Annotated in this window: 13 protein-coding genes; 10 read left to right on the top strand and 3 right to left on the bottom strand. The window is 49.5% G+C overall.

Features of this window, described 5'->3' with window-relative positions:
- Positions 1-306 precede the first annotated feature (306 nt).
- The 5 genes from ACS5NO_RS05210 to ACS5NO_RS05190 all read left to right on the top strand — a co-directional run bounded on the left by ACS5NO_RS05210 (position 307) and on the right by ACS5NO_RS05190 (position 5,323).
- Positions 307-1,155 (top strand): hypothetical protein, encoded by an 849-nt coding sequence (locus tag ACS5NO_RS05210; protein WP_439414158.1) that lies wholly within the window; start codon positions 307-309, stop codon positions 1,153-1,155.
- Positions 1,156-1,264: 109 nt separating this feature from the next.
- Positions 1,265-2,167, top strand: a complete 903-nt coding sequence (locus tag ACS5NO_RS05205; RefSeq protein ID WP_439414157.1) for a helix-turn-helix domain-containing protein — start codon at positions 1,265-1,267, stop codon at positions 2,165-2,167.
- An 84-nt stretch (positions 2,168-2,251) separates the two neighbouring features.
- On the top strand, positions 2,252-3,112 hold the full coding sequence (locus tag ACS5NO_RS05200; protein WP_439414156.1) for an oxidoreductase: 861 nt from the start codon (positions 2,252-2,254) through the stop codon (positions 3,110-3,112).
- Between the two features lie 147 nt (positions 3,113-3,259).
- Positions 3,260-4,621 carry an amidohydrolase family protein gene (locus tag ACS5NO_RS05195; RefSeq protein WP_439414155.1) on the top strand — a complete coding sequence of 454 codons (1,362 nt, stop codon included), beginning with the start codon at positions 3,260-3,262 and terminating at the stop codon, positions 4,619-4,621.
- An 81-nt stretch (positions 4,622-4,702) separates the two neighbouring features.
- A complete protein-coding gene (locus tag ACS5NO_RS05190; protein ID WP_439414154.1) occupies positions 4,703-5,323 on the top strand; it encodes a hypothetical protein in 621 nt (206 codons plus the stop codon).
- Between the two features lie 264 nt (positions 5,324-5,587).
- Here ACS5NO_RS05190 and ACS5NO_RS05185 read toward each other — a convergent pair whose 3' ends face one another.
- Positions 5,588-6,499, bottom strand: coding sequence for a metallophosphoesterase family protein (locus ACS5NO_RS05185; protein ID WP_439414153.1), 912 nt, complete (start codon positions 6,497-6,499; stop codon positions 5,588-5,590).
- 118 nt (positions 6,500-6,617) lie between these two features.
- On the opposite strand from ACS5NO_RS05185, the gene ACS5NO_RS05180 reads away from it, so the two are divergent.
- Complete coding sequence (locus ACS5NO_RS05180; protein ID WP_114403925.1) at positions 6,618-7,148, top strand: 3'-5' exonuclease; 531 nt, start codon at positions 6,618-6,620, stop codon at positions 7,146-7,148.
- 17 nt (positions 7,149-7,165) lie between these two features.
- Here ACS5NO_RS05180 and ACS5NO_RS05175 read toward each other — a convergent pair whose 3' ends face one another.
- Entirely contained in the window at positions 7,166-7,831 is a 666-nt protein-coding gene (locus tag ACS5NO_RS05175) for a M15 family metallopeptidase (RefSeq protein WP_439414152.1), read from the bottom strand.
- Between the two features lie 160 nt (positions 7,832-7,991).
- Here ACS5NO_RS05175 and ACS5NO_RS05170 point away from each other — a divergent pair, with 160 nt between their 5' ends.
- The 4 genes from ACS5NO_RS05170 to ACS5NO_RS05155 all read left to right on the top strand — a co-directional run bounded on the left by ACS5NO_RS05170 (position 7,992) and on the right by ACS5NO_RS05155 (position 13,278).
- Positions 7,992-9,227: a nucleoside recognition domain-containing protein gene (locus tag ACS5NO_RS05170; protein WP_439414151.1), complete on the top strand. Its 1,236-nt coding sequence runs from the start codon at positions 7,992-7,994 to the stop codon at positions 9,225-9,227.
- Between the two features lie 139 nt (positions 9,228-9,366).
- Positions 9,367-9,540, top strand: coding sequence for a hypothetical protein (locus tag ACS5NO_RS05165; protein ID WP_439414150.1), 174 nt, complete (start codon positions 9,367-9,369; stop codon positions 9,538-9,540).
- A gap of 233 nt (positions 9,541-9,773) precedes the next feature.
- The gene (locus tag ACS5NO_RS05160) at positions 9,774-12,770 is read left to right on the top strand and encodes a serine hydrolase domain-containing protein (RefSeq protein ID WP_439414149.1); all 2,997 of its coding nucleotides are present in this window, start codon (positions 9,774-9,776) and stop codon (positions 12,768-12,770) included.
- Positions 12,771-12,825: 55 nt separating this feature from the next.
- Positions 12,826-13,278 (top strand): DinB family protein, encoded by a 453-nt coding sequence (locus ACS5NO_RS05155; RefSeq protein ID WP_439414148.1) that lies wholly within the window; start codon positions 12,826-12,828, stop codon positions 13,276-13,278.
- A gap of 52 nt (positions 13,279-13,330) precedes the next feature.
- Here the strand turns inward: ACS5NO_RS05155 and ACS5NO_RS05150 are convergent, their stop codons facing one another.
- Complete coding sequence (locus ACS5NO_RS05150) at positions 13,331-14,494, bottom strand: hypothetical protein (protein WP_439414147.1); 1,164 nt, start codon at positions 14,492-14,494, stop codon at positions 13,331-13,333.
- Positions 14,495-15,114 lie beyond the last annotated feature (620 nt).

Genomic DNA, 15,114 nt, shown 5'->3' with positions numbered 1-15,114 from the left:
GGGAAACGATGGGTGTTTTTTGAGAAAATGTGAAGGGCAACGTTTCTACTCCTGAAACCAATTAAATTGTAAAAAACACCGATTTTCAATCGGCGATAGTGCTCTGCGGGATTTCTCAAACCAAGATCATTTTCCCCGGAAAAAGAACAAAAAACGATGTTAGTTATTTAATTTTCCAGCGTACTAATAACATTGCTTTTTTTATGCATTATTTTTTTCAATACATTTCCAACGTTCTACGCATTTTGGGTGTCTTTACCGAAGAATTGTCATTTCGTCTACCATACACCCATTTCCAAGATTACGATGAAACTTTTTACTCAATCCTGCCTGCTGGTGGCAAGCTTTATTCTTTTGTTTATTTCCTGTACGGTGCAAGATCATTTGCAACCTTCTTCGGTTTATCAGAATTGCCGTCTTTCCGTGGTGAGCCGCAACAATGCCGCGAAGCTCCTGCCAGGTGAAGACATAAAAGTGGGAGATCTGCATTACGCGGCTACCATCTATGATGCAGGAAAGCCATTCATTGTGAGGGAAATTACGGTTGAAGACGGCAAAACGTATGCAATAGGAGGCTCTCCTTATGATCTTATCTATGAATACGATGCTAATGGAAAAGTTCTAAAAACAGAAGATAATACCCCTAGTGATAAATACACAACGTACTATGAATATCTACCCAACCAAATAAATACAAGGGAGACCGCTTTTAAGCGTAGCAATGATATATTGACGACTCATACCTTGAATAACCAAGGGCTTGTAACCAATACAAGTTTTGAATATGGAGCATTTGTAGCATCAACTCCAACCTATGACGAAAACGGATATGTGGTCGAGCGCAAAAATTCCTCAGGTGAAAGTATCAAATACACGATTAAAAATGGTAATACGATTAAAAAAGAATTTGCTGGTGCATCCACTGTCTATGAATATGATTTATCCCGGCCGAATTTACCAAATCCTCTCCCATTTTTTGGCAAAGAAAACCGTAATCTTTTGGTAAAAGAGTCTACCTCTACCGAAACCTCTCATATCGAATACAAATATTTATTTGATAATGACGGGCGCGTAAAAAGGATGATAACGAAAGTTATATCAGGAGGAGAAAGCTTTGTTCAAGGATTCACAGACTACGAATATAGCTGTCAATGATAGTTATTCCCTAATCTGCAGACGGTACCGACACCGTCTGCAGATTAGGGAATAACGAAAGTAATGCTCTTGATTGAGAAACCTGGTTTGAATTTTGTAACTTCGCACTATGTCAAAACCGGAATCGCTCGAAGATTTTTACCAGATCAAGTTCAACTGGCTGCCCAATAACCTGCAACAGGACAGAGGACATTTCAATGTTTTCCGGCTGGAAGATTGCATCGGAGAGGGCAAAGAACCGGTCCAGTACAGCCGCCGGGATTTTTACAAAGTCACCCTGATCCGGGGCCGGAACGTGTATCATTACGCGGATAAAAGCTTGGAAATCAACGGAACGACGCTGATGTTTTTCAACCCACAGGTACCCTACAGTTGGGAATCGTTGTCGGAGGATACCAGCGGTTTTTTCTGCATTTTTAAGGAAGCGTTTTTTACCGAAAAAATTAGGGGCAACCTGAACGAGCTGCCGATGTATGCCATCGGCGGCAAACCGGCCTACGTTCTGAACGACATTCAGGATCAGCAAGTGAGCCAGTTGTTCGAAAAAATGCTTGCGGAAATCAATTCGGATTACCTCTACAAATACGATCTGCTGCGAAACTACGTAACGGAGCTGGTGCATTATGCGCTGAAAATGCAGCCCTCCGAAACACTCTACCAGCATACGGATGCGAAATCCCGGATTACCGCCGTTTTCACGGAATTACTCGAACGTCAGTTTCCCATCGAATCGCCTTCGCAACGGTTCCGGATGCGGTCGGCGAAGGATTTTGCCGACCAGCTTGCCGTACACGTCAACCACCTCAACCGCTCCATCCGCGAAACCACCGGCAAAACCACCACCGACCACATTGCCGAGCGGCTGGCCAGTGAAGCCAAAGCGTTACTGAAGCACACCGACTGGAACATTTCCGAAATCAGCTACACCCTCGGTTTTGAAGAACCGGCCCATTTCAACAACTTTTTCAAAAAACACACCCACCTGACGCCCTCGGCCTTTCGCACGGTTTGAATTTTGCAAGGATCAGTTTGAAAACCGCAATGCCCGGCCTGCCAATCCGGCCTACTTTTGCTGCATCATAAAACAAACAAAATGATGAGCACACAAAAAGTATGGTTTGTTACCGGAGCCTCCAAAGGACTGGGCCTTTCGCTGGTAAAACAATTGATAAACACCGGGTATCGGGTTTCCGCTACCTCCCGGAATCTGGACGATCTGCGCCGGGCCGTTGGCGCGACCGATGACCGTTTTCTGCCTCTGGCGGTCGATCTGAAAACCGAGTCCAGTGTGGCCGAAGCAATTCAGAAAACCGTCGATCATTTTGGTCAGATCGATGTAGTGGTCAACAATGCCGGCTACGGTTTGCTCGGCAGCATCGAAGAACTGACCGACGAGGAATCCCGCGAAAATTTTGACGTCAACGTGTTCGGTTCCCTGAACGTCATTCGGAAAGCACTTCCCTACTTGCGCGAACAGAAATCGGGACACATCATTAACATCTCCTCCATTGGCGGTTTTACGGGTGCCTTCCCCGGTTTCGGGATTTACTGCGCCACCAAGTTTGCCGTCGAAGGGTTTTCGGAATCCCTCGCAGCCGAAGCCAAACCACTGGGCATCAACGTGACCGTGGTCGAACCCGGTTATTTCCGTACGGATTTTCTGACGTCCGATTCACTAGGCGTTCCCAAAAACCAGATCGATGCCTACCAGGAGGTTCGGAATTCGCAGCAGGCCCACCAGAGTCAGATCAACGGGAATCAGCCTGGAGATCCCGAAAAAGCCGTCGCGGCCCTGATTCGCATCGCGTCGGAAGCCAATCCGCCCCTGCATTTGTTTTTGGGTCAGGACGCGTATGATCTGGCGTACCAAAAAATCAATGCAGTTCAAAACGACCTGGAAACCTGGAAAGAAGTTACGGTTTCAACAGGTTTTGAAGCGGAAAAGGCAACGGCCTGACAGTTTATTCCCACTAAATCCGGCGTTTAAAGTACAAAAGCGTTTGGCGATTTATGAAAATCTCCGAACGCTTTTGTACTTTAAACGCCGGATCGGTTACTCATCGGTCAGTGTTCCCTATCCAGCTATTCCAAACCCGGTCAGATCATGCGCACCCTCCTATCGTTTCTCATCGTTCTCCTGACGCCATCGGTTTTTGCGCAGGAACTGGTCAGCAATCGCCAGAAAGAAATTGTCTTCAAATCGGTGAATGTCATTCCGATGGATCAGGAGCGGGTTCTGGAAAACCAGACCGTTGTCGTAAAAAATGGCCGGATTACGGCCATGGGCGCAGAAGGAAAAGTAAAATACAGCAAAGACGCCCAGGTGGTCGATGCCAAAGGAAAATACCTGACGCCCGGCTGGGCCGAAATTCACGCCCACGTGCCGCCCATCGACGACATCGAGCCAATGAAGGAAGTGCTGATACTCTACCTGGCCAACGGCATTACAACCATTCGCGGGATGTTGGGCCACCCCCGACATCTCGAACTCCGCAGCAAAATCAACAGCGGTGACATTCTGGGGCCGCATTTTTACGCTTCCGGGCCGTCGTTCAGTGGGCAAACCGTGAAGTCGGCGGAGCAGGGGGCCAAAATGGTGCGCGACCAGAAAGCCGCCGGATACGATTTCCTGAAACTCCACCCCGGTTTGACCAAAGAGACGTTTCCGGCCATTGCCAAAACCGCTAAGGAAGTCGGCATTCCGTTTGTCGGCCACGTTTCGTTCAACGTCGGGGCGTGGATGGCGATCGATGCGGGCTATTCTTCCATCGACCATTTAGATAGTTTTATGGAAGCCATTACGCCCGGTTCCGACACGCTGGTGGAGCAGGAAACCGGTTTGTTCGGCTCCTGGATTGGCTACCGTGCTGATCCGGCGCTGATTCCGAAACTGGTGAAAGGCTTGCACGACCAGAACATCCGCGTGGTTCCGACCGAAGCCCTGGCCGAACGTTGGCTCTCGCCCCTCCCGGCGGAAGAATTCACAAAAGATCCCGAAATGAAGTACATGAAACCGGAGGAAATTCAGAACTGGACGAGGACCAAAAACAACTACAATAACAACCCAAAATTCACGAAAGAACGCGCAGAAAAGTACATTCAGATGCGCCGGAAAATCCTGTACGAATGCCAGAAAAATGGCGTCGATATTCTGCTGGGTTCCGATGCCCCCCAGGTTTTCAACGTACCCGGTTTTTCGATTCACCACGAAATGAAGTTCCTCGTCGGAGCCGGGTTGACGCCCTACGAAACCCTGCGCACCGGAACCGTCAATGTGGCTTCGTACTTCAAAAAACCGGATTCGGGCGTCATCAAAACCGGTAATGTGTCGGATCTGGTCTTGCTCAGCGGCAACCCGCTGAAAGACATCAGCCAAACCAAAAACATCGAAGGCGTGATGATCGGGACCAACTGGCTGTCGAAAGCGTATATTCAGAAGGAATTGAAGAAATTGGAGAAGAATTAACAAGAAGATACCCTTGCAGTATACTATGGTATTATCATGAGTTTAAATTGTTTTCATAAATGGAGACCAATCTATTTTATCATGTATAATTTTTTAAAACTTTCAGGTTTTGATATAAGATTAAATCAAAATACTATTCAAGAGAAAGCTACTTCAATAGCAATTGAATTGCTAGATTCTAAACTTAGAGAAATTAGCAATAAACTTGAACCTAACATCTTACCAATCCTACAGAAAGTCCCGATATGGATTGAATGGAAGACTAAAGAAGATGGTGCCATGTGGTATCATATCGACATCAATTATCTGATAAATAATGGCATCTCAAAATACAAAGTAAAAAGTATTGAAATAAATAACATACAAAATTTTATTTATTGGGTTGAGCTAAATCAACCTAATATGGTATTACATGAATTGGCTCATGCCTATCATGACTTAATACTTGGATTTGATAACAGAGTGATTAAAATGGCTTACAAATGTGTCAAAGAAGAGGGCATATACAATTTAGTACATTACCATGAAGGGAATGGTAATTATTCCATGAAAGAAGCATATGCAATTACAAACGAAAGGGAATATTTTTCAGAATTGACAGAAGCATACTTTGGAACTAACGACTATTTCCCATTTACTCGTACCGATTTGCAATTGTTTGACCCACTAGGTTATGATTTAATGAAAACTATTTGGAAATAAATCACAATTAAAACCAACGCAAATTATGTGATTTTGGGCCGCATAGCGGACGGATGTTTGTAGCAAAAAAGGACCCCAGTCCTCCCGCGTGCCTTTGGGTACGCAACCGCCACTGCTGATTGCGTACCCAAAGGCACGCGGGAGTAGTAAGATAATCGTTATTGCTACAAACATGTCGTGCCGATGGCACTTAGATGGTACGTAGTCAAAGCATAAACTCTCATTATTTGCTTAAAAATTACAGTTTATTTAATCTCTTATTTTTCAATACGCCACATACGTCCGCTCGACCCAGCCGTCGTCGAACAAGTCGATGAGGGCGTAACCGGCGCGGGTTTCGTGATAGGTCGATTTGTCCCACCAGTCGCCGGAAAGTGCACCGTTACAGAGGTACGTCACACCGTTGTAGTCGACCCGATCGAGCAGGTGCGTGTGGCCGCTCAGACAGACTTTTACATTGGAACGTTTGTGAAACAACTGGATCAAATCCGCTGCGTCGGTGTGCAGCAAACCGCCCGAAATTTCCCGACGGCCGTTTTTCTGCACCCGCTGGTTGGAAAGCACCGACGCCGACAGAATGGGAATGTGCGACAAAATGAGCACCGGTTTTTTCGCATCGGTTTTCCGCAGATCTTTTTCCAGCCAGTCGCGTTGCTGGTCGTCAAGCCGGGCCATATACCAGCCGCCTTCGGGTCGGGGCTGGGTGCTGTCCAGCACCACAAAATGCCAGCCGCTGTGGTCGAAACTGTAATACCGGTTGGTGAGCCCCAACTGCTCCACAGCCCACGCTTTGCCGTAGAGCGGATCTTTTTGGGAACCGTTATAGCCCCAGACATCGTGATTGCCGATGCAGGCATGAATGGGCAGTGAATTTTCCGCTTTGATGATCCGGTTCCAGACGTTCCACTGTTTCCGCACCGTGTTTTTATCCCGCGACAGGGCGTCCATAATCGTGTCGCCCCCGTTCAGAATAAACGCCGGGCGGTCTTTCATCGACTGCAGGCGGTGCAAACATTTCGCCAGCGCAACTTCGGCATTGGCACGGGGCATCATGTGGATGTCGGTGAGATGCGCCACCCGCAGCACGCGTTTTCGCCGGTAAGTTTCGGTGAGTTCAGGTGTGCTCAGGCTGGTGGTCAACAGCCCGAGAGAGGCAAGTGCTTCGCGACGATTCATGACAGGTTGGTTAGCGTTACGGAGTCCCTTTCGCGACGTCCTACTTCTGCAACCTTATTTTCGGGCATCCTTCCCCAAAATCTTACTGAAAAAAGAAAATAGTGTATCTTGCGAAACGATGTTTTCAATTGTTGACGTAGAAACGACGGGGGGAATCGGTGGACAAACCCGTCTGACAGAGGTGGCCATTTTTCGGTATGATGGTGTTGAGGTAGTCGATAGCTTTCATTCGCTTTTGAACCCTCACTGCCCCATTCCGCCCTTTATTGCCCGCATGACCGGTATTTCGGACGAGATGGTGCAGGAAGCACCCGACTTTGCCGACGTTGCTCACCACATTGCGCGGGTAACGGAAGGAGCGGTTTTTGTGGCCCACAATGCACCATTCGACTATGGTTTTCTGAAAAAAGAATTTGCCTGGATTGGCCTGCCCTTTGAGCGTCACCGGCTCTGCACCGTGCAACTCAGCCGCCGGATTTTTCCGGGATTGCCCTCGTATAGCCTCGGTAAATTGTGTCGTTCGCTCGAAATTCCGGTCAAAAACCGCCACCGCGCCGACGGCGACGCGGCCGCAACGGTGAAGCTTTTCGAACTGCTGCTGATGAACGATATGCACGGACTGATCAAAACCTGGCGGGTCAGCGTTTAGCCGCTCCGGTTTCCGGCTCATTCAACAATCTTATACACCTTTTTGGCGTCGGCACGGGATAGCGCGTTGAAGTGCCACCACTCGGTTTTCAGAGACGAGAAGCCTGCCGTTCGCATCACCGAGCGCAACAGCCGCCGGTTTTCCACCTGTTTCTGGGTCAGTTTCCCCTGTTTCAGCATCTGGAGTTCTTTATCGGGATGTCCCAATTCGCCGAAGTAATCGAATTTTGTTCCCATATCGAGCGGTTTTCCGGCTTTGGTCGCCAGCGTCAGATCGACGGCGCAACCGTAATTATGAACCGAGCCGTTGCGCGGGTTGGAAACGTACTTCCCCCGTTCGGTCGGCGGCAGGTGGCTCAGCGTATTCCACAAATCCCACTGCGCTGAGCGGGGGCGGGTAGCATCGTAGACCAGCAAACGAAAATCGGGGTGTTTTTGCTGAAGAAGTTTGCTGGCTTTCGCCAGTTTTTGAGCCGCCATCGGTTGCAAATACGCCCGCGTCAAATCGCCATAGACGTCTTTCCCCACAAAATTATCAGTAGTAGAATACTTCAACTCGACCAAAACCGTCCGGTCAATTGCCTGAATATCAACCAATCCCTGCCGAATCATGGCTAGCTCCAGTTTCCCCTGAGCGAGAAGAATCCGGGGAAACAACAAAAGAAACAAAGCGAGGTTTCTCATTATAGAATCTCTGATCAACTCTGATGTTCTCTGCTTAACTCTGCGATACAACTCTTTTAACTGTTTCTCAGAGTTAATCAGAGAACATCAGAGGGAACCAGCGTTAATTCGTTGCGAAATAACGAAAAACCACCTATTTTGCCATGAACAACGTGTAAACATGGCCCTCAACTACATCTGGGTAGCTTTTTTCCTGATTGCCTTTCTGATTGCGCTCTTTAAACTGATTTTTCTGGGCGATACCGAGATTTTCAAAGTCATTGTCGAGGGGCTGTTCGATTCCTCCAAAACGGCGGTGATGGACATTGCCCTGCCCCTGGCGGGCGTGATGACCTTTTTTCTGGGTCTGCTCAACATTGGTGAAAAAGCCGGGGCCATCAATTTTCTGGCGCGCATCATCGGCCCGTTTTTCAACAAACTCTTCCCGGAAGTGCCGAAAAACCACCCCGCCAACGGGCAGATGATCATGAACTTTTCGGCCAATATGCTCGGCCTCGACAATGCCGCCACGCCCTTCGGTCTGAAAGCCATGCAGAGTCTGCAGGAACTGAACCCGGAGAAGGAAACTGCTTCCAATGCCCAGATCATGTTTCTGGTGCTGCACACCTCCGGGCTGACCATCGTTCCGCTCGGGATCATGGCGCAACGGGCCATTCTGGGGGCCAAAGACCCGTCCGACATTTTCATTCCCTGTCTGATCGGTACGTATGTGGCCACGGTTTTCAGTATGTTTCTGGTGGCCCTGAAACAACGGATCAACCTGTTCAACGGGCTGGTGATGGGCTGGCTGGGCGGCATCACGGCTTTTCTCGCGCTTGCGTTGTGGTATTTGTCCTCGCTGCCAAAAGAGGAAATCGAGCAGATTTCGAAAGTCGTCGGCAACGTCATTCTGTTCGTGATCATCGTAGCGTTTCTGCTCGGTGCGATGCGGAAGAAGGTCGATATTTTCGACACGTTTATTGAGGGTGCCAAAGGCGGTTTTGAAACTTCGATCCGGATCATTCCATACCTGGTCGGGATGCTGGTTGCCATCAGTGCGCTGCGGAATTCCGGAGCAATGACCTACATCGTGGACGGGATGAAATACCTGATCGGCCTGACGGGCGTCAACACGGATTTCACGGATGCCTTACCCGTCGCACTCATGCGGCCCCTGAGCGGCAGCGCATCGCGGGCGTTGATGATCGACGCCATGAAGGAGTTTGGCCCGGATTCGTTTGTGGGCCGGTTGTCCTGCATTTTTCAGGGGGCTGCCGATACGACGTTTTACATCGTCGCGTTGTATTTCGGGTCGGTCGGCATCAAGAAAACCCGGTACGCCATCGTCGCCGGCCTGATTGCCGATGCCGCCGGCGTCATCGCCGGCATTGCGCTGGGGTACTTCTTTTTTCACTGAGTAACGTGACAAAACGAATGCCGTAGCGTTATACCGATTCGTAAACATCCATTTATCTATTCTATAGTGAGTCTCTAATCCCGAAGGGGTTACATTTGGATAACCCCGGATGCAATCCGGGGGCTAGCGAAATAAAAGCATGAATATCAACGAAATACGCGAACAGTTGCACCTGCTTATCGACGAAGTAGACGACATCTATGTCCTGAACGGGTTATACCGCAACCTCTCGGCCGAAAAACGCCACCGCCAGGAATACGAACGGGAACAGGCGCAAAAGGCGCAGACGACTCGCAACAACCGCAGCAAATAACCGCCCCATGATTCAACCGAAGCGCTCCGTTTTCGACATGGCGATGATCGTCGTCAGCCTCGTCATTGGCGTGGGCATTTTTCGGACGCCGGCCATCGTGGCGCAATCGGCGGGCAACAAGTCTTGAAGAACCGGACGTACTGATTGCGGATTTGAAACAGGCATTTGAGCAAATTTAGCCCCTGATTTTGTTACTTTTGCTGAACCGTTGTATCAACAGGAATCCATCGCTTATGCTTTTCTCCGTCCGCTTACGTTTGCTGGCTTGTACGCTCTGTTTTTTAGTTTCATTTCAGTCCGCTCATTCCCAGACGGTTCCATCCTTTCTGAAAGCAAATCCGCGCTGGGTCGACTCGGTTTTTAACGCCCTGACACCCGACCAGCGGATTGCCCAATTGATCATGGTAGCCGGTTTTTCCAACCGCAGCAAAGGCTACGAAGATTCGCTGATGGCACTGATTCAAACGTACCAGATTGGCGGAGCGGTTTTCTTCCAGGGCGGTCCGATCCGGCAGGCGCGGCTGGTCAACCGGCTGCAAACCGTCGTAAAAGTCCCGATGCTCATTGCCATCGACGGCGAGTGGGGATTGGGTATGCGGCTCGACAGCACCGTACGGTTTCCGTATCAGATGACGCTGGGGGCCATTCAGGAACGCGACGATTTGATCTATAAAATGGGTGCCGCCGTGGCCCGCCAAAGCAAGCGGATGGGCATTCACATCAATTTTGCCCCGGTAGCCGATGTCAACAATAACCCCAACAACCCGGTTATCAACTTCCGTTCGTTTGGCGAAGACAAAGAATCGGTGGCCCGCAAGGCGTTGGCTTACATGAAAGGGATGCAGGACAACGGCTTGCTGACTTCGCTGAAACACTTTCCCGGCCACGGCGATACCGGTACGGATTCGCACTACGACCTGCCACTGATCTCGAAAAACCGCCAGCAACTGGACGAGTTGGAACTGTATCCGTTTCGGAAACTGATCGACGCGGGGGCTTCCGGTGTCATGATTGCCCACCTGAACATCCCGGCGCTGGACTCCACGCCCAACCTGCCCAGCACGCTTTCGCGCCGGGTGGTTTCCGATTTGCTGAAAAACGAACTCGGTTTTGGCGGTCTGGTTTTTTCCGACGCCATGAACATGAAAGGCGTTACGAAATATTTTCCGTCCGGTATTGCCGACCGGATGGGCATCGAAGCGGGTATGGATGTGCTGGAATACACCCTCGACATTCCGCGCGCCATTGCGGAGATCAAACAAGCCATTGCCGACGGGCGGCTATTGCAAACGGACGTCGACGCCCGCTGCCGCAAAGTACTGGCGGCCAAAGCCTGGGCCGGACTGGATCGGTACAAACCCGTCAACCTGATGAACCTCGTTCGGGAGTTGAACGAACCTGAATCCAATCTGATCAATCGACTGCTGACGGAAGAATCCCTGACGGTTCTGAAAAACGACAAAGAACCGTCTGGTGAGCCCATCATTCCGGTATTGAATCTGGGTACCAAACGGATTGCCTCTGTTTCGCTCGATGCCCCGAACGAAACCTATTTTCAGAAAATGCTCGCCAATTATACCGCCATCGATCATTTCAACCTGGCAGCTACGACGGCGGATACCACCATTGAGCGGATTCGGAACGACTTGAAACAGTACGATTTGCTACTGGTAGGCGTACATCTAAGCAATATTCGCCCGGCGGTGCAATATGGGGTTACGCCCAAAACCGTCGCGCTGTTGAAAGAATTGTGCGAAACCGGCAAAGCCGTCGTCTCGGTTTTTGGCAACCCCTATGCGCTGGACAAATTTGAAGGACTGGACAAGGCCAAAGGCCTGATTATGGCCTACCAGCTCACCCAATTCACGGAAGAACTGGCCGCTCAGCTCATTTTTGGAGCCATTCCGGCGAAAGGCAAGCTGCCGGTAACGGTTAACCCGCAATTCAAACTGAACGACGGTATCACCACGCCCGCCATTGCCCGGTTGAAATACACCATTCCGGAGGAGGTCGGCGTCGATTCGTATTTCCTGACGGCAAAGATCGACTCGCTGGTCAAAGTGGCAATGGAGCAAAAAGCAACACCGGGTTGTGTCGTGGAAATGGCGAAAGACGGTAAAGTAATTTTTCGGAAAGCCTACGGAACGCATACTTATGAAGGATTGACCCCGACGAAAGAAGACGATTTGTTCGATCTGGCCTCCGTAACCAAAATCAGCACCTCCACGCTGGCACTGATGCGGCTGGTAGACGAAGGGAAATTCGATTTGAACAAAACCATGGGTGACTACCTGCCGGATTTCAAACATTCGAACAAAGCCAATCTGGTCTGGCGGGACGTTTTGGCCCACCAGGCGGGTTTAAAGGCATCCATTGCTTTCTGGACCGCTACCAAAAATCCCGACGGTACCTGGAAAGACCATACGTTTGACGACGAAAAACACGGCCCGTATAAAGTTGAGATTACGGATAATCTGTTCATGCACCGAAAATACCGGAAAACCATTTTCGAGACGATTCGCGACTCTCCGGTCAGTGCCAAAAAAGACTACGTCTACAGCGATCTGTCGTTTATTCTGTATCCGCAGATTGTTGAAAAAATGACGCACCAGCCCTTTGAAGACTATCTAAAACAGAACATTTACGAACCTCTGGGCGCTACCACGCTGACGTTCAATCCACTGCGGTTTTATCCCCTGCCGCGCATGGTGCCGACGGAATACGATTCGGTGTTTCGCAAAACGCTGGTTTGGGGTCGCGTACACGACGAAGGAGCCGCCATGCTGGGCGGTGTTTCGGGCCATGCCGGTTTGTTCGGTTCGTCCAACGACTTGATGAAACTGGTCCAGATGTATTTGCAGAAGGGCTACTACGGTGGAAAGCAGTTTATTAGTCCGGCCACCATTACGGAATTTACGCGCTATCAATTCCCGGAAAAAGGGAGTCGGCGCGGCCTGGGCTTCGACAAGCCGACGTTCAAATACTCAGGAAACGCACCTAAATACGCCAGTCCACAGAGCTTCGGTCACTCCGGTTTTACCGGACCTTTTATCTGGGTCGACCCGCAATACAACACTTCCTACGTGTTCATGTCGAACCGGGTTTATCCGAGCCGCAGCCATACCAAGCTCATTACATTGAACATCCGGACCAGCATCGCCGATGCGTTGTACGAAGCGATTCGGCGGGGACCGACGTCCAATCTGGCGAGTATCCTGATGACGCCGTAAAAAGATCCATTTCGTATTTTTGTCTTGACTAATGCGTTAAAACGCCTGGCTTCGGATGAAAAACTACCTGATTCGCCTGGTTGACTACGAGCAGTGGGCCAACCGAACCGTGATCGATGCGCTTGACAGCGTGGCCAGCCCTCCGCTTCGGGCGGTGCAATTGATGGGGCATATTCTGTCGGCCCAGCAAATCTGGCTATCGCGGGTGACGGGAGAGATCAGTTACGTCGCCATTTGGGAAGACATTCCAATTGCCTGGATGGGGGAAACGTCCGACCGGAATTTCCTGCGCTTGAAAACCGTCCTGGCAAATGAATCAGACGACAGCCTGAACCGGGTTATTTCGTATACTACCTCAACCGGTCAGCCATTCAAAAGCCCCCTGATCGACATTCTGACGCAGTTGAGTCATCATGCCGCCTACCACCGCGGGCAGATTGTCCAGTTGATTCGCCCGCAACTCGACCAGGCTCCGCTGACCGATTTTATTTTCTGGGCGCGGGGTTGATCCAGTTTACCGGGCAGCCTGGACTGTATGTTGTCACCACCCCTGAAAACGGTTATCGCAGCCTGTACGACTGTAAGGTCACCTCAATGGCTGCGTCGAACCCGGATTTCCACCGGATTTTCTCATTAAATATAATAGACGTCACCCGTTTATTACGAACCTGTGTCGTTTCCAGAAACTCTTTGGCGTCAGCCAGATGATCGACCCGGGCGTTCACCACCATCCCTTTCTCCAATAACACCGGCACCGCCCGGTAGGTAACGGCCGGGTTATTTTCTGCCCCAATGGTCATGGTCAGTTGCGGAGGCTGAAAAAGGACATTCAGGATTTTTCCATACAGGGAATAGTGGATTTTGGTATAAATGACATGCAACAGGGAGTCTTTTTCCGAAAGACGCAATGTTTCACCCATCCGCAGCCGGATGGTTTCTTTTCTGACAAGTTGCAGCGGCCGGATATCATCCGTTTTTTTCAGAAAAAGGCAACCATTGGCCTCATCGGCTACACGGTATCGTTGCAAAACCGCCAACAGCGTTTGCGTCTCATCCGCAAGCGGGTATTTCCCGTCGATACTTTCGTAGGAGTAGATAATCCAGTCGGGAGCGGTTTTGGAAAGATACTTCTCCCGATTCTTCGTATCGAGATACCAGTTGTAAGCCTGATAGGATTGAATAACCGGGCGGGGATTGTAGTTCAATCCGTTAAAATAAACTTCTGAAATTTCATTGGGGATCCGATCCGCCGTCTGATTCCCGATCTTTTGACGAATCCGGGCGGGGAGTGTGGCCCTGGGAACGGGATACTTTTCCGTTAATGCCGACTGAAAATAATGATGCAGGATGTATACTTTCTGGGTAAACATCGTCGTATAATTAACCGACATTTTTCCAAAAACCGGCACATAAAAAACAAGATAAAAACTGCTATTCAGGAGTAAATAGACAAAGAATGTTTTCCGGATCCAGTCTTCTTTTGCGGAAACGATAATCAGCACCAGTAATATGCTTGATTGCTTGATATAAACCGTTAAGTGGCCGCTATCGGCTCGGGTGAATGCATATTTCAGGAGTACAAATGAAATGATCAGCAACCATACCAGACTGAATAAAGCAGCATAAGGGTTGCTTTTAGGCTTGTAAGCGGATGTCGCCAGGGTATAAAAATAAAGTAAGGTGGTTGCGATTTGCAGGACGTACATTCCATATGAAAGCAGCACGAGCCTGAGCCTGTTATCCGGATAAATAGCTTGCGATTCATTATAACCGCTGATTATATGCAGGCTGGAAATAAAGTAATTCACTAAATCGGTGTGCAAAAAATGAGCTCCCGTCATCAATAACGCAAGCAGAATCGCTACCTGATAAAGAAACCAATGTCCTGTTTTTTGTTTGCTCAAGTAAACATAAATCAACAATGAAACAACAAAACCCAGACTGAGAATGCCATAATTGGCCTTCATGAAAAAATTTACGGTGGAGAGGACCAATAGGTAGTAGAGCAAACCCTGCGTCGGCCGGTAGGCATAGCGAACACCCCAGTAAATTACTGAATAAAACCACAGGAAATGCACCCATTCCCCATACATGCTGCTGATCAGGGCCCATAGAATGAAATAGACACCCAAATTCCACATTCTGAGCGGATTAGGCAACATATTGTAAAGCAAAACGGCCAAATTAACCGCGAAGAAAAGATCAACTGCCAAAAGCTCCAACCGGCCGGTTGTAATCGTGTATCGCTGTAGCCAGCGACCCAGCGGCCCATATGTATAAATAATATCCTGCCCCCAGATCAGTTTTTTTTCCTGGCTAAGCTCTAAAGCAATACGCCATGAAT

Source organism: Larkinella fluvii, assembly GCF_051857545.1.
GTDB lineage: Bacteria > Bacteroidota > Bacteroidia > Cytophagales > Spirosomataceae > Larkinella.
Note: the sequence above shows the minus strand (reverse complement) of the source record. Positions and strands in the feature narration are given on the sequence as shown.